At 64.2% G+C, this 21,034-nt stretch carries 19 protein-coding genes; 10 read left to right on the plus strand and 9 right to left on the minus strand.

The genetic code is table 11. From position 1 onward, the window contains the following. The first annotated feature begins 114 nt into the window (after positions 1 to 114). The 7 genes from CV023_RS11210 (at position 115) to rplI (ending at position 7,961) form a co-directional block, all read left to right on the plus strand. On the plus strand, positions 115 to 1,821 hold the full coding sequence (locus CV023_RS11210) for an AMP-binding protein (protein ID WP_230745731.1): 1,707 nt from the start codon (positions 115 to 117) through the stop codon (positions 1,819 to 1,821). A gap of 531 nt (positions 1,822 to 2,352) precedes the next feature. After that, complete coding sequence (locus tag CV023_RS11215; protein ID WP_230745732.1) at positions 2,353 to 4,653, plus strand: transglycosylase domain-containing protein; 2,301 nt, start codon at positions 2,353 to 2,355, stop codon at positions 4,651 to 4,653. 26 nt (positions 4,654 to 4,679) lie between these two features. Further along, a complete protein-coding gene (locus CV023_RS11220; RefSeq protein WP_230745734.1) occupies positions 4,680 to 6,116 on the plus strand; it encodes a hypothetical protein in 1,437 nt (478 codons plus the stop codon). Between the two features lie 137 nt (positions 6,117 to 6,253). Beyond that, positions 6,254 to 6,544 (plus strand): 30S ribosomal protein S6, encoded by a 291-nt coding sequence (rpsF, locus tag CV023_RS11225; RefSeq protein ID WP_230745735.1) that lies wholly within the window; start codon positions 6,254 to 6,256, stop codon positions 6,542 to 6,544. Positions 6,545 to 6,577: 33 nt separating this feature from the next. Then, positions 6,578 to 7,210: a single-stranded DNA-binding protein gene (locus CV023_RS11230; RefSeq protein WP_230745737.1), complete on the plus strand. Its 633-nt coding sequence runs from the start codon at positions 6,578 to 6,580 to the stop codon at positions 7,208 to 7,210. Between the two features lie 36 nt (positions 7,211 to 7,246). Beyond that, positions 7,247 to 7,486, plus strand: a complete 240-nt coding sequence (rpsR, locus tag CV023_RS11235) for a 30S ribosomal protein S18 (protein WP_135537718.1) — start codon at positions 7,247 to 7,249, stop codon at positions 7,484 to 7,486. 16 nt (positions 7,487 to 7,502) lie between these two features. Continuing rightward, a complete protein-coding gene (gene rplI, locus CV023_RS11240) occupies positions 7,503 to 7,961 on the plus strand; it encodes a 50S ribosomal protein L9 (RefSeq protein WP_230745739.1) in 459 nt (152 codons plus the stop codon). Positions 7,962 to 8,392: 431 nt separating this feature from the next. Here rplI and efeB read toward each other — a convergent pair whose 3' ends face one another. From efeB to efeU, 3 genes are read right to left on the minus strand one after another with little or no spacing between them, the layout of a single operon-like run. Continuing rightward, complete coding sequence (gene efeB, locus CV023_RS11245; protein ID WP_230745741.1) at positions 8,393 to 9,877, minus strand: iron uptake transporter deferrochelatase/peroxidase subunit; 1,485 nt, start codon at positions 9,875 to 9,877, stop codon at positions 8,393 to 8,395. Between the two features lie 13 nt (positions 9,878 to 9,890). Next, positions 9,891 to 11,207: an iron uptake system protein EfeO gene (gene efeO, locus CV023_RS11250; RefSeq protein WP_230745742.1), complete on the minus strand. Its 1,317-nt coding sequence runs from the start codon at positions 11,205 to 11,207 to the stop codon at positions 9,891 to 9,893. A gap of 49 nt (positions 11,208 to 11,256) precedes the next feature. Further along, the gene (gene efeU, locus CV023_RS11255; RefSeq protein WP_230745743.1) at positions 11,257 to 12,216 is read right to left on the minus strand and encodes an iron uptake transporter permease EfeU; all 960 of its coding nucleotides are present in this window, start codon (positions 12,214 to 12,216) and stop codon (positions 11,257 to 11,259) included. A gap of 217 nt (positions 12,217 to 12,433) precedes the next feature. On the opposite strand from efeU, the gene CV023_RS11260 reads away from it, so the two are divergent. After that, positions 12,434 to 13,069 (plus strand): DUF1345 domain-containing protein, encoded by a 636-nt coding sequence (locus tag CV023_RS11260; RefSeq protein ID WP_230745744.1) that lies wholly within the window; start codon positions 12,434 to 12,436, stop codon positions 13,067 to 13,069. 95 nt (positions 13,070 to 13,164) lie between these two features. Here CV023_RS11260 and argE read toward each other — a convergent pair whose 3' ends face one another. Together argE and CV023_RS11270 are read right to left on the minus strand one after the other, a co-directional pair. After that, positions 13,165 to 14,340 (minus strand): acetylornithine deacetylase, encoded by a 1,176-nt coding sequence (gene argE / locus CV023_RS11265; protein ID WP_230745745.1) that lies wholly within the window; start codon positions 14,338 to 14,340, stop codon positions 13,165 to 13,167. A 314-nt stretch (positions 14,341 to 14,654) separates the two neighbouring features. After that, entirely contained in the window at positions 14,655 to 15,491 is an 837-nt protein-coding gene (locus CV023_RS11270; protein ID WP_230745746.1) for a class I SAM-dependent methyltransferase, read from the minus strand. Positions 15,492 to 15,512: 21 nt separating this feature from the next. Between CV023_RS11270 and CV023_RS11275 the strand changes: the two genes are divergently transcribed. Both CV023_RS11275 and CV023_RS11280 read left to right on the plus strand, forming a co-directional pair. Then, positions 15,513 to 15,665 carry a hypothetical protein gene (locus CV023_RS11275; RefSeq protein WP_230745747.1) on the plus strand — a complete coding sequence of 51 codons (153 nt, stop codon included), beginning with the start codon at positions 15,513 to 15,515 and terminating at the stop codon, positions 15,663 to 15,665. Positions 15,666 to 15,691: 26 nt separating this feature from the next. Continuing rightward, positions 15,692 to 16,993 carry a DUF445 domain-containing protein gene (locus tag CV023_RS11280; protein WP_442859938.1) on the plus strand — a complete coding sequence of 434 codons (1,302 nt, stop codon included), beginning with the start codon at positions 15,692 to 15,694 and terminating at the stop codon, positions 16,991 to 16,993. 530 nt (positions 16,994 to 17,523) lie between these two features. Here CV023_RS11280 and CV023_RS11285 read toward each other — a convergent pair. The 4 genes from CV023_RS11285 to CV023_RS11300 are packed head-to-tail and all read right to left on the minus strand — an operon-like array spanning position 17,524 to position 21,029. After that, complete coding sequence (locus CV023_RS11285; protein WP_230745751.1) at positions 17,524 to 18,231, minus strand: ABC transporter ATP-binding protein; 708 nt, start codon at positions 18,229 to 18,231, stop codon at positions 17,524 to 17,526. Next, positions 18,215 to 18,949: an ABC transporter ATP-binding protein gene (locus tag CV023_RS11290; protein WP_230745752.1), complete on the minus strand. Its 735-nt coding sequence runs from the start codon at positions 18,947 to 18,949 to the stop codon at positions 18,215 to 18,217. Before CV023_RS11290 ends, CV023_RS11285 begins: the two co-directional genes overlap by 17 nt. Beyond that, a complete protein-coding gene (locus CV023_RS11295) occupies positions 18,946 to 20,004 on the minus strand; it encodes a branched-chain amino acid ABC transporter permease (RefSeq protein ID WP_230745753.1) in 1,059 nt (352 codons plus the stop codon). Before CV023_RS11295 ends, CV023_RS11290 begins: the two co-directional genes overlap by 4 nt. After that, a complete protein-coding gene (locus tag CV023_RS11300) occupies positions 20,001 to 21,029 on the minus strand; it encodes a branched-chain amino acid ABC transporter permease (RefSeq protein WP_230745754.1) in 1,029 nt (342 codons plus the stop codon). The genes CV023_RS11295 and CV023_RS11300 overlap by 4 nt, the downstream gene beginning before the upstream one ends. Between the last annotated feature and the right edge of the window lie 5 nt (positions 21,030 to 21,034).

Raw genomic sequence — 21,034 nt, forward strand, 5'->3', positions numbered from 1 at the left:
GAATTCTCACCCCCGACTGTTGCAAGCTCACGCGGTGCTGATAGCTTCGGTTTCAGATGAATCTGTGCTCGGCGTCACATGCGGTGTCGTCGACGAGAACGTGAGGAGATCACAATGACGGTGACCGACGATTTCCGGGCGGCCAGGGACACGCTGATCGAGCTTCGCAGCGACTATGAGGCCGCGCGTGAGCGTTTCGAATGGCCCCGCTTCGAACACTTCAACTTCGGCCTCGACTGGTTCGACCGGGTGGCGGAGAACAATGACAGTCCGGCTCTGTGGATCGTCGAGCAGGACGGCTCCGAGGGCAAGTGGAGCTACGCCGAGCTCTCGGCCCGTTCGAATCAGGTCGCGAACTTCCTGCGCCGAGCCGGAGTCAAACGCGGTGATCACGTGATGGTGATGCTCGGCAACCAGGTTGAACTCTGGGAGACGATGCTCGCCGGCATCAAGCTCGGTGCGGTGCTGCTGCCGACGACGACTCAGCTCGGGCCGATCGATCTGAGCGACCGTGTGGAACGCGGCCAGGCCGAATTCGTCGTCGCGGGCGTTGCGGATGCCGCGAAGTTCGATGATGTCGACGCCGAGGTGGTCCGCATCATCGTCGGTGGTGAGGCTTCCAGACAGCAGGACTGCGCCTACTCCGAAGCCGATGAGGAATCTACCGACTTCGATCCGCAGGGCAGGTCCCGCGCCGACGATCTCCTGCTCCTCTACTTCACCTCGGGCACGACGTCGAAGGCGAAGATGGTCGCCCATTCGCATGTCTCCTACCCCGTCGGGCATCTCTCGACGATGTACTGGATGGGCCTGCAGCCCGGAGACATCCATCTCAACGTCGCCTCTCCGGGCTGGGCGAAGCACGCGTGGTCGAACATCTTCACCCCGTGGATCGCCGAGTCCTGCGTGTTCCTCTACAACTACACGCGGTTCGACGCGAATGCGCTGATGGAGACCATGGACCGGGTCGGCGTGACGAGCTTCTGCGCCCCGCCGACCGTGTGGCGGATGCTCATCCAGGCGGATCTCGGTCACCTGAAGAACCCGCCGGCGATTGCGCTCGGCGCCGGTGAGCCCCTCAACCCTGAGGTCATCGACCGGGTGAAGAACGACTGGGGCGTGCTCATCCGCGACGGGTATGGGCAGACCGAGACGACCCTGCAGGTCGGCAATTCCCCCGATCAGGAGCTCAAATACGGCTCGATGGGCAAGGTCCTGCCCGGATACGACGTCGTCCTTATCGACCCGGCCACCGGGGAAGAGGGCAATGAGGGAGAGATCTGCCTCCGCCTCGATCCCAGGCCCCTGGGACTGACGAGCGGCTACTGGAGCAACGACGAGAAGACCGCCGAGGCCTTCGAAGGGGGCGTCTACCACACCGGTGACGTGGCCGAACGCGATGAGAACGGCTTCATCACCTACGTCGGACGCGCCGATGACGTGTTCAAGGCCAGCGACTACCGGCTCTCCCCGTTCGAGCTCGAGAGCGTGCTCATCGAACACGACGCGGTCGCCGAGGCGGCAGTCGTCCCCTCGCCGGACCCGGTGCGCCTCGCGGTGCCGAAGGCCTATGTGGTCGTCTCCGAACGGTACGAGGCGAATGCGGACACGGCGCGCGAGATCCTCGCCTACTGCCGCGAGCATCTGGCACCGTACAAGCGGATCCGCCGCCTCGAGTTCTCGGACCTGCCGAAGACCATCTCCGGCAAGATCCGCCGCGTCGAGCTCCGAGCCCGTGAGGACCAGCTCCACCCGTTCAGCGGAGAACCGGCCGTCGCGGGCAAGGAGTACGCCGACACGGACTTCGACCTCAAGGGCTGAACCCGGGAGGCTGTCGAGCCCGGCGCTCGCGGGCCCCACCGCCGGTCGATTCGGCTCAATCAACGCGGAGCTCGAAAAAGTCGTCACCAGCGACGACTTTTTCGAGCTCCGCATTGCTGTCCGGGTGGGTACCGGTTTCTGGGCGTCGACTGACCGTCTGCGGCAACGACTGACCGGCGTTTTCGCGGGAGGTAAGGGAAGGGCAAGTCATTGAATGTGAGCAATGCCGCACTCGGGGTAGTTGATTCCTCGCCGAGGGGCTAAAATTCCTGGTGAGCAGGGTTGCGGCATGTTACCGGCCATACCGCCGAGTAACTACAGGGGGTGCCGCAGGTGTCGATTCAGCGGTTTTTCACGATCTACTAAAGATCGCGTGCGACACTGAAATGCATCTCTGACCTTATCGAACCTCGTCGCCACGCAATGCGGCAGGCTGACTGACCTGGAGGACCTTGGGTGGCTAAGGGACAAAATCAAGCCAGAACCAAAGGCAAGAAAACAAAGAATCTTCTCAACTACCCGCGTGCGGGTGTGAGCGGATGGACTCGTTTTCTGCCCAGCATCCGCGTACTCGTCGTCGGCGGACTCAGCCTCATCATTGCTCTGTGCGTGCTGTTCTCCATCGGCTATGCGACCACGGATGTCCCTGAGCCCAACCTCGAGGCGACCGGTCAGACATCGACCATCTACTACAACGACGGCAAGACGCCCATCGGCCAGTACAAGGTCGAGGATCGCAAGTCCGTCCAGATCGACGAGATCTCGGAGCCGATGCAGAAGGCTGCCATCGCAGCCGAGGACACCTCGTTCTACGAGAACCGCGGCATTTCGATGAAGGGCCTCTCGCGTGCCGTCGTCGGCGTGGCGACGAACAAGTACGCCGGTGGCGGTTCGACAATCACTCAGCAGTATGTGAAGAACTTCTACCTGACGAATGAGCACTCCTTCGATCGCAAGATCAAGGAGATGTTCATCTCGCTGAAGATCGATCAGCAGCAGAGCAAGGACGAGATCCTCGCGAACTACCTCAACACGATCTACCTGGGTCGTCGTTCCTACGGCATTGAGGTCGCGGCTCAGAACTACTTCGACAAGCCCGCCAAGGATCTCAACGTCAGCGAGTCGGCACTGCTGGCCGCGATGATCCAACGACCCGGTGTCGCCGATCCCTCTGAGAATCCCGAGGCCTACCAGGGTCGCTTCGACTATGTCGTCCAGTCCATGGTCGACGAGGGCTTCATCACCGAGGAGCAGGCCGCGAAGGTCGAGATGCCCGACGTGAAGAAGGCCAACAAGGAGTCTTCGCTCTCGGGTCAGAAGGGCTACATGTGGGACTTCGTGCGCCGTGAGGCCATGGCGAAGCTTGACATCGACGAAGCTCAGCTCGATCGCGGTGGGTACAACATCGTCACGACCTTCGACAAGGATCGGATGAAGCAGGCCGAGAAGGCCATCCAGACCCTGCCGTCGAATCAGCCGAAGGGGATGCAGGCCGGTCTCGTCTCGATCGACCCGGACAACGGCGGCATCGAAGCCTTCTACGGCGGCAAGAACTATCTCGATCAGGCCTTCAACGCCTCGACCCAGAGCCATGTTCAGGCAGGCTCGACATTCAAGCCCTTCGCCCTCGTGGCCGGGCTGGAGAACGGCGTGCGACTGACCGATACCTACCCGGGCAATCCGACGACATTGAACAACGACGGAACGCCGTGGCCGGTGCAGAACTTCGGTAACTCAAGCTATGGACCCGTAAGCCTGCTCAAGGCCACGCAGAACTCGATCAATACGGCCTATGCCGCACTCAACGTGCAGGTAGGACCCGACAAGACCGTCGATGTCGCACAGCGAGCCGGACTGAGCGGCAACTGCACCGATGAGCAGATGTCCTCGGGCGACACCGGCCAGTGCACGATCGAACTCACCCCGAACGCGGCGAACGTGCTCGGAACGCCGAGCGTCAAGCCCATCGACATGGCCAACGCCTATGCAACCTTCGCCTCCAACGGCGTTCACCACGAGACTCATGCGATCAAGAACGTGACGCAGGGCGCCGAGGACAAGGAAGTGTACAAGGCTGAGACCAAGGGCAAGCGCGTCTTCGATAAGGCCGTGGCCGCGGAGACGTCCTACGCTCTGCAGCAGGTCGTCAACGGGGGCTCGGGCAGCTACGCCGCGAACCTCGGTCGTCCCGCAGCCGGTAAGACCGGTACGACAAGCAGCAACAAGGCAGCCTGGTTCACCGGGTACACTCCGAATCTCGCGACCTCGGTGGTCCTCTACCGTGAGGTCGACGGGAAGTCTGTGTCCATCGGCGCCTACGGCGGTCGCAGCGAGGTCACGGGCGGTTCCTTCCCGATCCAGGTCTGGACCACCTATATGAAGGGTGCGCTCGAGGGCGAGAAGGTCGAACAGTTCCCCGAGCGCGGAACCCTGCCTGACAAGCCGAAGCCGGAGAACACGAACGCTCCGGCGGCTCCGCCGAAGACACGCGCGCCCAGCGGAAGCAACAGCGGCAGCGACGGTGGAAGCGGATCCGGGAAGACCAAGGCGCCGGTCGAGGAGCCCAAGGACGACGAGGACAAGAAGAAGGACTCCGACTCCAAGGACGACGGCAAGGACTCCAAGGATGAGGACGGCCGTGAGGACAACGGCTCCTCGAAGGACTCGGACAAGGGTTCTGATGATGGCAAGGAGAAGCCTGCGCCTTCGGTTCCCGCTGATCCACCGAAGAAGCCGAAAGATAGCGAAGGCAATTCCAACGACAGTTCTGGCGGTGGATCATCAAACGGTTCGAACGACAATAAAGAAGGTGAGCTCGGAGGCGATGACTGACGCCCGCTGACCGCTAGCATCGAGTCATGCCTTCGAAGCCCAGCACCCGGATCGCCGAGCCACTGCTCGGCGGTCCGGACGGCATTCACCTCGCTGCTGCCGGAGCCGGATTCCGCCGCGGACAGGCCTATGTCCTCGCTGGCCTGCTCGGCCTGACGACCTTCCTCGCCCTCGCCCTGCAGGGTCCGTGCCTGAGCTCGGGATACGAACAGCCGGCCGCCTCGGCGAGGATGTGCGCGGGACCGCTGTCCACAGCGTTCCTCGGCCACGTCAACCCCGAGGTCGACGGCCGCTCCCATGGCGGCATGGCCGGTCTCTCGGTCCTCGAGGCACGACTGGCCGACCTCATGCGGCTGATGACCGACGACGTGTCGGTGTTCATGGTCGCCGTCCTTCTGCTCAACGTCCTCGGCATCGCCGCGCTCGGCGCCGGTCTCCTCGTGCTCGCTCGGAGCCGCGCCTGGCTGGTGGGGATCTTCGCCTCCCCGCTCATCCTCTTCACCCTCGGCTCCACCCTCGACCCGGTCGCTCTGGCGCTGGCAGTGTGGGCGATGGCGCTCTTCGCAGGCTCCCCGCCCCTGCGACCTCGTCCCTGGCTGTCGGGTCTGCTCCTCGCCGTAGCGGCCTTCATCAACCCGCTGGCACTCCTCGTCCTCCTCGCCCTGACCCTGTCGGGTCCGCACCCGGCTGGCCGTCTCGCACCGCGCAGCCCGCAGATGATGCTCGCGGCGGCAACGATCACCTCGGCGATCCTGCTCGTCCTCAACGGCGACGCCATCGACCGGGTCATCCACTGGCTCTCCGACGCCGTCGACGGGGGCTCCTTCGCCGCGATCCTGCTCATGGCACAGCTCGGCGACGCCGAGGTGTGGGCGCCGGTGTGGATCATCGGCAGCCTCGGTGTGGTGGCCGCGGTCGCGATCTCACTGTTCATGGTCCGCAGGTCCGGGCTGGACCCAGCAGTCTCGGCCTGCCTGCTCATCGGCGGCTGCCTGCTTCTGGCCCCGGGCCTGATGCCCTGGGACAGTCTGTGGCTCCTGCCCTTTCTCGTCCTCGCCGTCCACCGCTGGTGGGTGCTCATCGTCTGGGCGTGCGCGGAGACCGTCTTCGCGATCGGAATCCAGCTCGGAGACATCATCGGCTTCGACACCGACAAGGGACTCGAACCGGCGTTCGTCGCCCTCTTCACCCTGCTCCGCCTCCTCGCCCTGGTCCTCGTCGTCATCTTCGCCGGTGAGAACCTCTACAGACGGCGGATCCGCGGTCGCCTGCGACCGGTGGGACCGCCTCGGCGCAGGGACGGCGAAACCCACCCCGACGCCGCTGACCCCGGTGATCGGCTGTCCCCGGACGAACCGCCTCGGCGGGGATCTGCGGCGACCGTGGCCGGCGACCCGGACGAGACCGGCGCCCACGATGCCGACGGCGTCCGAGGTGGGCAAGGGCACGGGAATCGGACATGACAGGCCGGGCCGAATTCGACTAGACTAGGCAGGTCTGTTCCCATTTCGCGCCCATCGCGGGGGACGGAGCGGACATGCATATACCCTCCTGCCATGGAACGACCATGGCCGCAAAGACCAGAGGAGGTGGGTGACACATGCGTCATTACGAGCTCATGCTCATTCTTGACAACGAACTCGAAGAGCGGACGTTGGCTGAGACCGTGGACAAGCTGATCAAGGTTGTCCCGGCTGAGAACGGAACCGTCGACAACGTGGACATCTGGGGACGTCGGCGCTTCGCCTACGACATCCAGAAGAAGTCCGAGGGCTACTACGTCGTGGTTGATTTCCACGCCGAGCCTGCAACGACCAAGGAACTCGATCGCCAGCTCGGACTCAACGAGTCCGTCCTGCGCACCAAGATCCTCCGCCCCGACGCCAAGTAAGGCGTCACGCTACCTCGCTTCAAGGAGCATTCAATGGCAGGCGAAACAGTCATCACGGTCGTCGGGAACCTGACAAGCGATCCCGAACTGCGCTTCACACCCAACGGTGCTGCTGTCGCAAACTTCACCGTGGCCTCGACGCCGCGTATCTTCGACCGTCAGGCCAACGAGTTCAAGGACGGGGAAACCCTGTTCCTGCGCTGCTCGGTCTGGCGTGAAATGGGAGAGAACGTCGCCGAATCCCTGCAGCGGGGTACCCGGGTCATCGTGCAGGGCCGGCTGAAGTCACGGTCCTTCGAAACCAAGGAAGGCGAAAAGCGCACCGTCATGGAACTGGACGTCGACGAAGTCGGCCCCAGCCTGCGACGCGCAACCGCCCAGGTGACGAAGAACCAGAGTGGCGGAGGCGGCAACTCCTATGGCGGCAACTTCGGCGGAGGACAGGGTGGTGGCTCCCAGCAGGGCGGCTTCCAGCAGCAGTCCTCCGGCTGGGGCAGCAATCCGCAGCAGGGCGGCCCTCAGGGCGGCCAGCAGCAGGGCGGCGGCCGCCAGGGTGGTTACAGCCAGGGCAACAACGGACCGGCGAACGACCCGTGGGCATCATCGAGTCCACAGAACGACAACGGCGGCTGGGGCAACCCGGGGGCCGATGAACCCCCGTTCTGACCACGTTCTTAGACATTTCGTAAACAGGAGATACTCATGGCAAAGCCAGAGATCCGGAAGCCTATCAAGAAGAAGGCTAATCCGCTCAAGAAGGGCGAAGCGGCGACGATCCACTACAAGGACACCGCTACGCTCCGTAAGTTCATTTCCGACCGCGGCAAGATCCGTGCTCGTCGCGTCACCGGCGTGACCGTGCAGGAACAGCGCGTCATCGCAAAGGCTGTGAAGAACGCCCGCGAGATGGCACTTCTGCCCTACTCGAGCTCAGCTCGCTGATCGAAGGGAGAGAAACATGCCTAACCGCAAAGTGATTCTGAACCAGGAAGTCGACGGCCTCGGTGCCGCCGGCGATGTCGTCGAGGTTCGTGCCGGATACGCACGCAACCTGCTGCTGCCCCGTGGCTGGGCATCCGCATGGTCCGAGGGCGCAGAGAAGCACATCAATGCTCTCCGCAAGGCTCGTCAGGCCAAGCAGATCGCCGACCACGACGAGGCTGTCAAGGTCAAGGGCGAGCTGGAGTCCAGCTCCGCTCGCATCGAGATGAAGTCCGGCAAGAACGGCCGCCTGTTCGGCGCCGTCACCCCGGCCCTCGTCGCCGAAGCCCTGCAGGCCGCGACCGGACACGACTTCGATCGTCGTCAGGTCGCCCTGACCGGTCACGTCAAGGCGCCCGGCAGCTACACCGCTGTCGTCCGCGTCAACGACTCGATCACCGCGAACGCCAAGTTCGAGGTCATCGGCAAGGCCTGATCCACCGGATCGGCTGAGTGGGCCCGAGCGATCGGGTCTGCTCACCGGGCTGCGTCCCAGTGATCAACAGCTATACAACGCCGAGGCGGTACCCCATGAGGGTGCCGCCTCGGCGTTTCTGTGTGGGTGGGAGTTTTCGGGCGGGGCGTGTGGGCGTGGGGGGTGTGACGTGAGCGTCTCGCGGGGCTCGAGGCGTGTGGCGTGAGCGTCTCGCGGGGCTCGAGCGTTACGTCCTACAGGGAGTGACACATCGGCGCAGGAGTGACACGTCCTACCGGAGGGACGGGGCGTTGTGTCACGCAGTGTAGGACGTAATGCGCGCCCGGTACGCGACGGCGCGTGGGATGCGCGCCGGGACGCTACGGCACGCGTTATGTGCCAGCGTCAGACACTTGCACCCGGGCACGTGCCAGTGCCCAAGCACGTGGGCCTCAGGCGAAGAGCTTCTGACCGATCATCGTGTCGCCCTCGGCCACCCCGGGTGGGATCGCGAAGAGCGCCGAGCCCTGATGCTGCAGGTATTCGGTGAGCAGGTCCTTCTGCGCCATCTTCTTCAGGATCGGGTAGAAGTTCGTCCGTGGATCGCGCACATAGGCGATGAAGAACAAGCCGGCGTCGAGGCGGCCGAGCGAATCATTTCCATCGGTGTAGTTGTACCCGCGACGAAGCATGAACCGTCCGTCGTTGTGCTCGGGGGCGACGATCGAGACATGGGCCCGGGGATCGATGGCCGGTTCGCCCTCGGCGTCCTTCACGGCGAAATCGAGCGGGGTGAACTCCTCGTCGGCGTCCGGTGCCGCCACTGACTGCGGCGCCCCGTAGCGCTTGTCGCGACCGATGATGTCCTCCTGCTCGCCCAGGGAGACGCGATCCCAGATCTCGAGGAACATGTGGATCTTGCGCGCCATGAAGTAGGTGCCTCCGGCCATCCACCCGTCCGAGGCCGGATCGTCGCCGGACTGGACCCACAGATGCTCCGCGAGCTGCTTCTGCGCGTCCTCGCGTTTGAGGTTGTTCGTCCCGTCCTTGAAGCCGAAGAGATTGCGCGGCGTCTCCTGCGACGTCGAGGTCGAGGAGGTGCGTCCGTACCCGATCTGGCCCCACCGCAGCTTCGCCGTGCCGAAGGCGATCCGAGTGAGATTGCGGATGGCGTGGACGCAGACCTGCGGATCGTTCGCACAGACCTGAACGAGGAGATCGCCGTCGGATTCGTCGGACCGCAGCGCCTCGTTGGCGAACTTAGGCACCCCATCGCCGAGGATGGCAGGCATCTTCGACTTCAGTCCGAACCGGTCCCTGCCCGACTTCGACTCGAAGAGGGTGCGCCCGAACCCGAAGGTGATCGTCAGCCCACTGGGCGGATAGCCCCACACCTCGCCCGAGTCCTTCGGCGGGAGTTCGGTGTTCGCGTCCGGAGTGCCGCCGACGAGGTCGCCCGCCGCCATCTGCTCGGCCGCGACGGTCCAGTCCTCGAGGAGGAACGTCAGGGAGTCGATGTCCTCGTCGACGATGTCGAAGGCCGCCGTGTACATATTGTCCTGAGCCGGCGTGAGGATTCCCTGCTGCACCTCCTGCCGGAAGGGGTAGCTCAACTGCGTCGCGGAGCGTTTGTGTTCCTGAGAGGCCCGCACGCCGTACCCGACGGCGCCACCACCGACCCCGGCGATGCCGAGGGCCCCGGCGGCCCCGCCGAGCGCGAAGAGGCGTCTGCGACCGATGCCGCGGAACCGTCCTTCGCCTGCCCCTGTCGGGCTGTCGGACTTCGGCGATCCGTCAGCTCCCGCTGGTCGGCCAGACCCCGCCGAGTCACCCGACTCAGCGGGTTGGGCGGTCCCCGGCGATCCGGCGGGTCCGACGGTCTCCGCCGAGGCGGAACCCGCAGATTCCGCCTCGTCGGACTTGTCGCTGTTCGTCATTCGCTTCTCGACCTCAGTGCAGGACCGTTCCGCTGACCCTCGACAGGGGTTCGCTCAGGGCGTTGACCGCATCGGAGAACTCCTGCTGGGTCTTCGTGTAGTCGGTGTCCTTCGGAGCTTCGCCGGCGTCCTTCTGCACGCTGGCGACCTTCGAGTAGTCCTTGTAGAAAACGTTGCCGTCGTCGTCCTTGCCGTCCGTCTGCTTCTCGAGCAGCTCGTTGACCTTGTCGAGGTTGTGGGTGATGCGCTTCGCGAGATCCGGATCCTGCTCCTCGACGAGCTTCTCCACGTTGCCGTAGGCCACCTCGGCGCCTTCGACGTTCGCGTTGAAGTCGTAGAGGTCGGTGTGGGAGAAGGTCTCCTCCTCGCCGCCGATCTTCGACAGGGCCACCTCTTCCATGAGGTTGGAGGCACCGGTGGCGACATCGGAGAGCTTGAGCTCGAACTTGCCGCTGGCCCCGTCGACCTTGCCGTAGACGAGGTCGTAGAGCGTCTGGGTGTCCTCGCCCAGCTGATCGGCGACCTTCTTCCGGTCGGCCTCGGATTCGAAGGCGAACCCTTCGGACTTCCCGGCGAAGAGATCGGCCTCGATGCGGTGCCAACCGGTCCAGTCCTTGAGGACCTCGGGGTCGTTCGGCTTCTTGCCGGCGTCGGCCGACAGGTCCTGCACGCGTGCGTCCAATGCACCATCGAGGTCACCGGCCTCCTTGACGCCGAAGGATTCGGCGGTCGGCTCGATGCGCTCGTAGTGCTGCCTGGCCAGCGGGAACAGGGCCTTGGCCTTCTCGGTGTCGCCCGAGGTGTAGGCGTCGGTGAACTCCTTCGTCGCATCGACGAGCTGCCCGACCTGGTCCTTGACGTAGCCGGTGTAGTTCGTGATCGCCTCGTCTTCGGCTGCCTGGACGTCATCGGAGACCGTAACCTCTTCGCCTTTGGTCACGGCGAGTTCGGCCAGTCCGACGAAGTCGCCGACCATGTTCGGCTTGCAGGCCGTGTAGTAGGTGCCTTCGTCCAGAGCCGTGGTCAGCGTGGCGGTCGTGCCGGGGCCGATGTTTTCCCGTTCCGATTCGATCTGCAGCTTGTTCTCGGCGAGGACTTCGAACTCGTTGGGCTTGGTGCCGTTGTTGGTCACCGTGAACGTCACTTTGCCGGACGGGAACTCGGCCGGGGAGACATCGCAGGAGTCGTCGGTGATGGTCACCGTGACACCGTCCCCGTCTCCGTCGCCGGAAGCGGACTTCTGATTCTGGAGATTGTCGGTGCAGGCCGCCAGTGAGAGGGCCATGAGCGTGGCTGTCGGGAGGGCGAGCAGAGCGGTGTGACGTTTCATTGTCATCCTTGAGTGGTGTGGTGGGGCATTGACTGATGGGGCGGACGGGTCACCATCGGGGCTCTCCGGTGTCCGGAGGGCCGGCCGAGGGTGTCACCGGGTTCTCGCGGCTCTCGCTTGTGGCGAGTGAGGGAGAAGTCTGTGTGCTCGATTCCCCCGCCGATGTGCCGGCGGGTCGTGTGCGCCCGTGGACCTGGCGGGCGAAGAGGACGACGACCGGGACGATGTAGACAATCCATCCGATGGTCTGCAGCACTGTCGGTTGCACGTTGACCTGGAAGATCGCCTGGCCGAGCATGTAGAGCCAGTAGATCGGGGAGCCCGGTCCGGGCAGGGCGCCGCTGAAGTCCCAGGCATGGTTCATGATGCCCGGCAGCACTCCCGCCTCCTGGAGGTCCCCGATCCCGTAGGAGAAGATGCCGGCGGCGACGAGGATGAGGAAGTAGCCGGTGACCGAGAAGAAGAGCTTCATGTTGATGCGTCGGGAGCCGCGGTAGATGATCCAGCCGAGGACGACGGCCAGGATCAGTCCGACGATGACCCCGGCGGTGGTGGCCAGGACGCTGTTCTCCACCGAGGAGCGGACCGTGGCCCAGATGAACAGTGCCGTCTCCGCGCCTTCGCGGCCCACGGCGAGGACGGCCAACCCGACGATTCCCCATCCGGAGGATCGCTTCGACAGGGACCCGGCCATCGAGGACTCGAGTTCGCCCTTGAGATGCCGGGAGTGCTTGCCCATCCAGAAGATCATGCCCGTGACCAGAACGACGGTGACGATCGAGAGGCTGCCGCCGATGATCTCCTGCGCCTGGAAGGTCAGCGTCTTCGGACCCCAGGTCAGCAGGGCACCGATGGTCAGCGGGATCAGGGCGGCCAGGCCCACCCCCAGCCAGAGCTTGGGCAGCACATCCCGACGGTCGGTCTTGACGAGGTAGCCGACGAGGATGCCGATGACGAGAGTGGCCTCAAGGCCCTCACGCAGGGCGATGAGGAGATTCGCGACGAACATCCGACCTTCTTCTGTCTGTTCGCCGAGGTGGCAGGGATGTGTCGCCTCGGTGGTCCATTGATCAAGATAAATTGCATGAATTTAGCCTTACCTAAGGCTTCAGCGAAATCAGTGTACATCCGTTGGCCGGGGTTACGTTCGACAGGCGGGTGTGCAACAGTGGATGACGCGACATTTCCGGGCCCGAGTCGCCCTTACACGAACGAACGGAGCACCCATGGGAAGGCTGTTCATCAGCGCCACCAATCGGCTGATCGCCGCGATCGTTCTCGGTGTGATCGCCGGAATCCTCGTCGGATTCGGGGCCGGAGCAGCCCTGGGCGCCTTGGTCGGCATCACCGTGGTCACGACGGTGTTCGTCGTCCTCGGCACCGTGGTGCTGTGGCCGATGGACGCCGAGGCGACCCGGTCCAATGCGAAACGTGAGGACTTCCGGCCCGTCGTCGACGAGGTCGTCATCACCGTGGCTCAGCTGCTGGGCATCGGCGGCATCGTCGGCCTGCTGATCCTGGGCGGATCGGATGCCGGTGCGTGGCCGGCCGCGATCGCCCTCCTCGGCGTGTTCATGTCCTGGGCGGGTCTGCAGCTGCTCTATTCGGCCCGCTATGCGTTCCTCTACTTCGACCGCCCCACGCCATCGGGGATCGACTTCAACACGGGCACCACCCCGAACTACCAGGACTTCCTCTACTTCGGCTTCGCCGTGGGGATGACCTTCGGCGTCACCGACACGAGCGTGTCGACCACCGAGATCCGAGCCGTGGTGCTGCGCCACAGCCTGCTCTCCTACGTCTTCAATGCGGTCATCCTGGCCACGGCGATCAACCTCGTCGTCGGTGTCTTCGCGGGGTGATCGCCCGGGTCACACCGGCGCCGAGGCGGTGCTGCACCGGTCGACCGGAGCTGAGCTCAGGAGATTCGGGCCGTGCCGAGGCGGTCGTGCTTGCCTCAGCTCCTGCTGAGATCGGTGACGAGGGAGTCGATGAAGGATTCGCAGGCGGCGATCTGGCTCAGTTCGATGAACTCGTCGGGGGCGTGGGCCTGGGCGATGTCTCCGGGGCCGCAGACGACGGTCGGGATGCCGGCGTTGGAGAACAGGCCCGCCTCGGTGCCGTAGGTGACCTTGTCATCGGTGGCGATGCCGCCCCAGCTGGCAGCCAAGGACACGATTTCTGCATCGGCCGGGGTCTCGCAGCCGGGGGCGGCAGCGGTGACCGTGAAGTCGACGCCGGCGGCCTCGTTCTCGGCAGCCATCTGCCTGCCCAAGCGCTCGGCCTCGGCGCGGAAGCGGGCGATGAGGGCCTGCTGGTCGACGGCACCCAAGGACCGGAATTCGAACTCGACGCTCGCCTCGGCGGGGATGGTGTTGATGGCGATTCCGCCGGTGATCGTGTTCGCGGTGACCGTCGTGAAGGGCACGACATAGGCGTCGTCGAAGGGTCCGTCGGTCCGGAATTCGGCGGCTACGGCGTGGACGAAGGCGACGAACTCGGCGGCGTAGGCGATCGCATTCACGCCCTCCGGGGTCAGCGAGGAATGGGCGGCGACGCCGTGGAAGTCGACGCGGAAGACGTTCATCGACTTGTGGCCGCGGATGACGCGCATGCTCGAGGGTTCGCCGACGATGCAGCCGCGCGGGGCCAGGCCTTTCTCGGTGATCGTGTCGACGAGGTCGATGGCGCCGACGCAGCCGATCTCCTCGTCGTAGGAGAAGGCGAGATGGATGGGTTCGGCGAGCTTTGCGGAGGTGAGTTCGGGAAGCTTGGCGAGGATGACGCCGATGAAGGACTTCATGTCTGCGCTGCCGCGGGCATAGAGCTTGCCGTCGCGGGTGTCGGGGGTGAACGGCTGACTCGACCAGTCCTGGCCGTCGATGGGGACGACGTCCGTGTGACCAGAGAGGACGATGCCTCCGGAGGTGGAGCCGTCGGCGGCGGGAATCGTGGCCAGGAGGTTTGCCTTCGTGCCTTCGGCATTCGGGATGCGCTGCGAGCTCAGTCCGGCCGCTTCGAGGCGGGCTTCGACATGATCGATGAGCGGGAGGTTCGTGTCCCGGCTGGTCGTATCGAATCCGATGAGTTCGGTGATTTCGCGGATGGTGGCCTCGGCAGGCTGTGCTGACACGGCTGCTCCTGACTGTGCTCGGAGGTGATTCGGCGGTCGCCTGGGGGTGGTGCCTCAGGGGTGAGGGGTCGACGACCTGACCAGGACACCTTACGCTCGCTGTCTTCGGCGCGGTCCGCGCGGGTCAGACTGCGAGATTTCGGCACAACGACGTGAGACTGGCTGAACGACGCGGGAACGACACAACGACGCGGGAGCGACACAACGACGTGAGACTGACACAACCTACCGGAGCACCTGTAGGTTGTGTCAGTTCTAGGTGTGTCAGCTTCGCTGAGGGGTGCGCAGCGGTTCGGCGAGGGGTGCGCAACCGCTCAGCGAGGGGTGTGCAGCGGTTCGGCGAGGATGAGCAGGGCATGATTGCGTGCCTCAACCCCGGACTCCGGGATCGCCGGGGCCAGCTCGGAGCGCATCGCCGTCCTGCTGGGTTCCGGCATGGTCAGCTGTGCCGAGTGGGTGAAGATCATCGACAGCCACGCGTCCGCGGTGAAGTGCAGCGCCTCGTCGAAATGACGCACACTCGCGGTGAACCCGTGCCTGTGAAGGTCCTCGAGCGCCGGGTGGTCGACCGGGGCGAAGCGGTCCGGTCCGGAGGAGCTTTCGTCTGCCTGCGAATCCGCGGCGTGCCCGAGCGTGGCGGTTCCTCCCTCGGGATGAAAGCGATCGGCGATCGCGGTCAGGCGCTCGCTCACCTCTCCGAGGGCCTGAACGTCGTTCCAGGTCAGGGCCAATCTTCCGCCTGAGGCTAGGATTTCGCGGATACGTGGCAGGGCTATTGCGGGGTTAACCCAGTGGAAGGATTGCCCGAAGGTCACGAGGTCGAAGGTCCGGCCCACCGCCTGCCACTGCTCGAAGGTGCTGATCTCGACGGGCAGACCCTTGGCTGCGGCGATGGCCGCCATCTGATCATCGGGCTCGACGGCGAGGACGTCGGCACCGGCAGCGGCGAGCTGCGTTGCGAGGATTCCGGTTCCGGAGCCGACATCGAGAATGCGCAGGACCTCTCGCCGAGGAGGTTCGACTGGAGCACCCTCACCGGCCTCGAGGATCGCCGCGATGAGGGATGCGGGATAGCGCGGCCGGAACCGGTCATAGTCCTCGGCCACCTGGCCGAAGGATTCCGCCCGACCGCGATCGTCGAAGTACGCCATTGTCCGAGCCTAATCGCCATCATGTCCGTTTGGGTTCAGAAGTCCGTATCCTCGGCGCGCGGGAACTCGGCGAAGGTGCCGCCGCCCTTCGAACCCTCCTGCGGTGCCTGGCCCGACAAGTTCCCAGCCGCGGCACAGCCCGGGGATGCCCGCCTCGGCGGTCGGCTTCGCTAGAGTCGGTGAGAGGAAAAGGGGGAATGATGTCGATCGACAAAGCACCGAATGTGCCGCAATTCGGCGGCGGCCCGGCCGAACTCACGCCGGAGGATCAGGAACGGGCACGCGGCCTGCGCCGGATGCGCACTCTCGCGCTGTCTCTGCTCATCCTCGCGACGCTCATCTTCCTCTCCACCCACCTCTTCACCGACAACACCGGGGTGTGGGGCTTCGTCTCCCGCGCTTCCGAGGCGGCGATGATCGGCGCAATCGCCGACTGGTTCGCCGTCACCGCGCTCTTCCGGCACCCCCTTGGCCTGCCGATCCCGCACACCGCGATCATCCCCCGCAAGAAGGACACCCTGGGGGCGAGCCTGTCCGCGTTCGTCGCCGCGAACTTCCTCCACGCCGAGGCGGTGTCGACGAAGATCCGGTCCGCTCAGGTCTCGCACCGGGCCGGAGAGTGGCTGAGCAAGCCGGGCAATCGGGACATCGTCGTCGACCGTGCCGCCGGGGGTCTCGAATATGTCCTGGCCCGCATCAACGACGACTCGGTTGAGGCGCTGACTAGGAACGTCATCATCCCCAGACTTGTCGCCACCCGCAAGACTCCGGTGCTTGCCCAGCTGCTGCGTCAGATCGTGCTCGACGGCGCTCACCACAAACTCGTCGACCTCATCGTCGCCGAGGCCTACACCTGGCTCAACGACAACCCGCAGGTCATCGACGAGATCGTCCACAACCGAGCACCGTCCTGGGTGCCCGACTTCGTCAACGAGCAGCTGGCCAACCGTCTGCAGCGCGAAGTCCTCGGCTGGATCGCCGACGTCCGCGACAATGAATACCACAAGGCTCGCCAGGCCTTTGACGCCTGGCTCGTCGACCTCTCCGACGATCTCGACTCGGAGTCCTCGCTGTCCCAGAGGGCAGAGGTCATCATCAACGACCTCCTCACCCAGGACGGCGTCGTCGGTTCGGTGCTCGAGATCTGGACCTCACTCAAGCAGCTGCTCCGCCAAGCCATCGTCGACACCGACGGCGAGGTCCGCGGCCGGATCTCCGAGCTGATCGGCGAATTCGCCCAGCGCCTGCAGACCGATACGGAGTTCGCGACGAGGATCGACGACCAGATCGCAACGACCGCCGGAGACCTGGCCGAGAGCTTCGGCCCCGAGATCGCCAGCGTCATCTCCGACACCATCGAACGGTGGGACGCCAAGGAGGCCTCGGATCGGATCGAACTCTACGTCGGCCGGGACCTTCAGTACATCCGCATCAACGGCACCGTCATCGGCGCACTCGTCGGACTGCTCATCCATACGGTCATCGTGCTGCTGCCGGGGTGAGTGGAGTGAGGGGGTGACGGGCTGAGGCACCGGCTCACGAGAGCAATGGAAGACAGAGCAGAACCTGGGCATTCAACTTCGTGAAACGAAACGACCCGTCGCTCAGAATCTCAGTTTCTTCACCGAGATTTCGACCACGAAGTCAACGTCTGATCGCGGGATCGTCATAGCTTCTTTGACCATGCAGACTCCCTGGTCGGCCAAATACCGTGCGCCGTCGGGAATGAGGACGTTACACCGATGTCACCCGGTGGCGTCTTGCTCGGACCTCTTGGTGAGTTTACCCGAACAGTTCACATAGAGTAGTTCATTTGAAATGGAGCTTCGAGGACATCCACCACGCAACCAGCATAGGCGGGTAATCGCCTGTGGGTCCATTGTTTTGCGCAAGCAAACCGTAGCCTCGTCATGGACCGGGACTACAAGAATCAGACTCTCACCGACGAGGCCACGACGTTTGGCCGGCACCACTCCGGGGGCATCGGCTACCTCGATTCGCGTCCGTCGACCGCGGCGCGAGGGAGCACCGCTCATCCGCCGAGGTACGCGTCTTGTACTCGGGAATCGCCGAGGAGATCCGTAGCTTCACCCTCGAGCGCGACCGACCCGGAGTCGAGCACATAGGCACGATCGGCTAGGTCGAGGACCTGGCGGGCGTTCTGCTCGACGATGAGGACGCCCACCCCTCGCTCGCGAATCGAATCGACAGCGTGGAAAACATCCCAGGTCAGCATCGGTGATAAGCCAGTGGAGGGCTCGTCGAGCATGAGCAGCCGGGGAGCGCTCATGAGTGCTCGCGCGATGGCCACCATCTGCTGCTGGCCCCCGGACATAGTCTCGGCGATCTGCGTGCGACGCTGGCCGAGGATGGGAAAGATCTCCATGATCTCGGCCTCGGTGAAGCCCTCCCTACCACGACGGCCCCAAGCGCCCATGCGGAGATTATCTTCAACGGTCAGGGTGCCGAACAGAGCGCGGTGCTCCGGAACCAGCGTGAGGCCCTGTTTGGCTATGCGGTGGCTGCCAAGGCCGTTCGCTGTTTTGCCAGCGAAGCGGACCTCTCCTTTTGAGGGCCTGAGCTCACCGGCAATTGTCTTCAACGCGGTCGACTTTCCGGCGCCGTTGGCACCGATGACGGCTACCACCTCACCCTCACCGACCGAGAGTGAGACGCCATGGAGGATCTCCAGCCTGCCGTATCCGCTGTGCACCTCATCGATCTCAAGTAGCATCGTCATACTCCTTCCCCAGATAAGCTTGTATAACCCTGGGGTCGGCCATTACCTCCTCGACCGCACCCTGTGCGAGTACTGACCCTTGGTCCATCATGATCAGACGGTCGCTCAGACGCCGGACGGCGGCCATGATGTGTTCGATGAAAATGAAGGTGACGCCTTCCTCGCGACGCAGCTCCTCGATGAGATCGAGCACGGGCCCGCGTTCGGTCGGGACCAGACCGGCGAGTACCTCGTCGAGGAGCAGGACTCGGGGCGATAGCGCCAGCGCTCGGGTGAGTTCGAGGCGCTTCTGCACAGCCGTCGGCAGTGAGGCCGAGATTTTTTCGGCCCAATCCTCCAGCCCAGTACGCACGATGAGTTGCATTGCTTTTTCGCGCGCCCGACTCTCCGACCGGACGCCTCTGCTCTGTACGGCCACGGTGATGTTCTCGAACAGCGTCATCGTGCCGAACGGCCGCATGAGCTGGAAGGTGCGCACCAGACCGGACTTGGCCAAACGGTGCGTCTTCGCGCCCGTGACATCTTTGCCGTCCAAATGAACGCGTCCGGAATCGGGTGCAAATGCACCGGTGATGCAGTTGAACAGGGTGGTCTTGCCTGCCCCGTTCGCGCCGATAATGCCGAGGATCTCACTTTCGTCAACATGCATGCTCACGTCTTTGAGTGCGTGGATGCCGTGGAATGACTTCGCGATCGAATCGATGGTCAACAGGCTCATTTTCGGCTCCTGGTCACTATGGTGCCCACGATTCCCTTGGGCAGAACGAGCACGCAGGCGATGAGGATGACTGCGTAGATGACGATGTCGAGACCGCTCTGGCCCGACAGTAAGGCCAGCCATTCGGGTGGGTTGCGAAGGAGGGCTGCCACGAGATCGCTGAGCGGGGCGACGATGATCGCTCCGACCAGTGGCCCCCAGAGCATCCCGACCCCGCCGAGCACAGCGGTGATGATCGCGTTGTTCGACACCGCGTGACCGAACGCGATCTCCGGATCGACGAACATGTAGAACTGTAGGTACAGGGTTCCAGCGGCCGCGGTGATCGCCGCAGAGATGGCCGTGACCGTGAGTTTGTGCCTGAGAACGGGGATGCCGATGGCGGCGGCAGCCATCTCATCGTCGCGCGTGGCGATCGTGAAACGTCCGGCTCTGCTACGCAGGAAGACCATGCTGACGATGAGGGCGACCAGGAGGAAACCCGTGCCGATCCAGAAGTAGTTCGGTGAGTCTGCAGAGAACTGGAACATGCCCCAGTTGTCGCCCTGGAGAACCGGAACGGTGAAGCCGAGCGTCCGATGCAGGCCATCGTTACCCATGACGAAGAGGCGCAGCATCTCAGCGAAGGCGAAGGTGGACAGTGCATAGTAAGCGCCCTTCACTTTGTATCTGAGCGCAAGATAGCTGATGCCCACGGCCGCGGCTGTCGCCACCGCCATGCCGACGATCATGCCCAACCACGGGCTCATACCGACATCAAGGAGGAGGAACGCCGTCGTATATGCGCCGATGCCGAAGTAGGCTGCGTGACCGAAGCTGAACATGCCTCCGAATCCGCTCATCATGTTCCAGCCGATGCCCATGAGCGCGAAGATGATGACGCGCATCGCCACGCTCAGCTCCGCCGGCGTGAGGATGAAGGGCAGGAGGGCTCCGACGACCGCGGTGAGGGCGAGCAGGAACCAGTTCCACCTCATGCTCACGGTCGACGCGGCCATCGGCGTGGATGTCCTGCGGGAGACGCTGGGTGCCTGTGCGGCTGTGGATGTGCTCATGATGCCCTTCCGAAGATTCCCTGCGGTTTGGCGAAAAGGACGATGAGGAAGACGACGAAGACCGTGAGTAGTGGTGACTGTCCCGGGAAGATGAGCCCACCGAGCTGCTCGGTGAGACCGACGACGAGCCCACCGACGAGTGCTCCGGGAACATTGCCCATTCCGCCGAGGACCACGACGACGAACGCTGTGAGGTTGAAGACGGACCCTGCGGTGGGTTCGATGGTCGTGAACGTGGAGACGAAGGTGCCTGCTGCCGCGGTCGCTGCCGCCCCGAGCCCGAAGGTGAGGACGTAGATGAGCTTGACGTCGATCCCGACCAGCCGGGACCCCTCCGGGCTCGCGGCCACCGAACGGATCGCTGTGCCGATGCGGGTCTTGTGGAGCACGAGCCAGAGCAGTGCGACGAGGACGAGGGCGCCGATGAACGCGTAGATGCGGCTGAGGTCGACCGAGGCTCCCAGGAAACTGACCCCGTGATCGCCGGGCAGTTCGACAGACAGCGGCGTCGGACCGAAGATCATGAGCAGCAGATTCTCAATCGCAAGCGCGAGGCCGATGGTGACGAGCAGCTGGGTGTGGATCGGTGCCTTCATGATCGGGTTGAGCAGTGTGCCCTGCACAGCTGCGCCGAGGACGAACATCGCGGGAACCGTGATGAGCAGCGCCATGTACGGGTGCAGCCCGAGCCCGGAAACTGCCGCGTAGGTGAGGAACATGGAGAGCGCGACCATCGCACCGTTGGCGAAGTTGATGATGTGCAGGACCCCGTAGACGAGGGTCAGTCCCATCGCGATGAGACTGTAGATCCCACCAGTGAGCAGACCGGTGATCAGTGCCTGGAAGAGCACCGTGACGCTGCCCGAGACTACCCCGGCCAGCACCGAGGCAGTGACGACCATGGCCAAGGTCACCAGCAGAGTGCGTGGGGAAGGCCCGTTGTAGGTGCGTTTCGGTCTCGCGGGCGCCTCGGCATTCGGTGCAGGGGCAGACGGCGTGAGGGATGCGGCAGGCGACTGTGCCATAGATG

The organism is Brevibacterium sp. CCUG 69071, assembly GCF_021023135.1.
Lineage (GTDB): Bacteria > Actinomycetota > Actinomycetes > Actinomycetales > Brevibacteriaceae > Brevibacterium.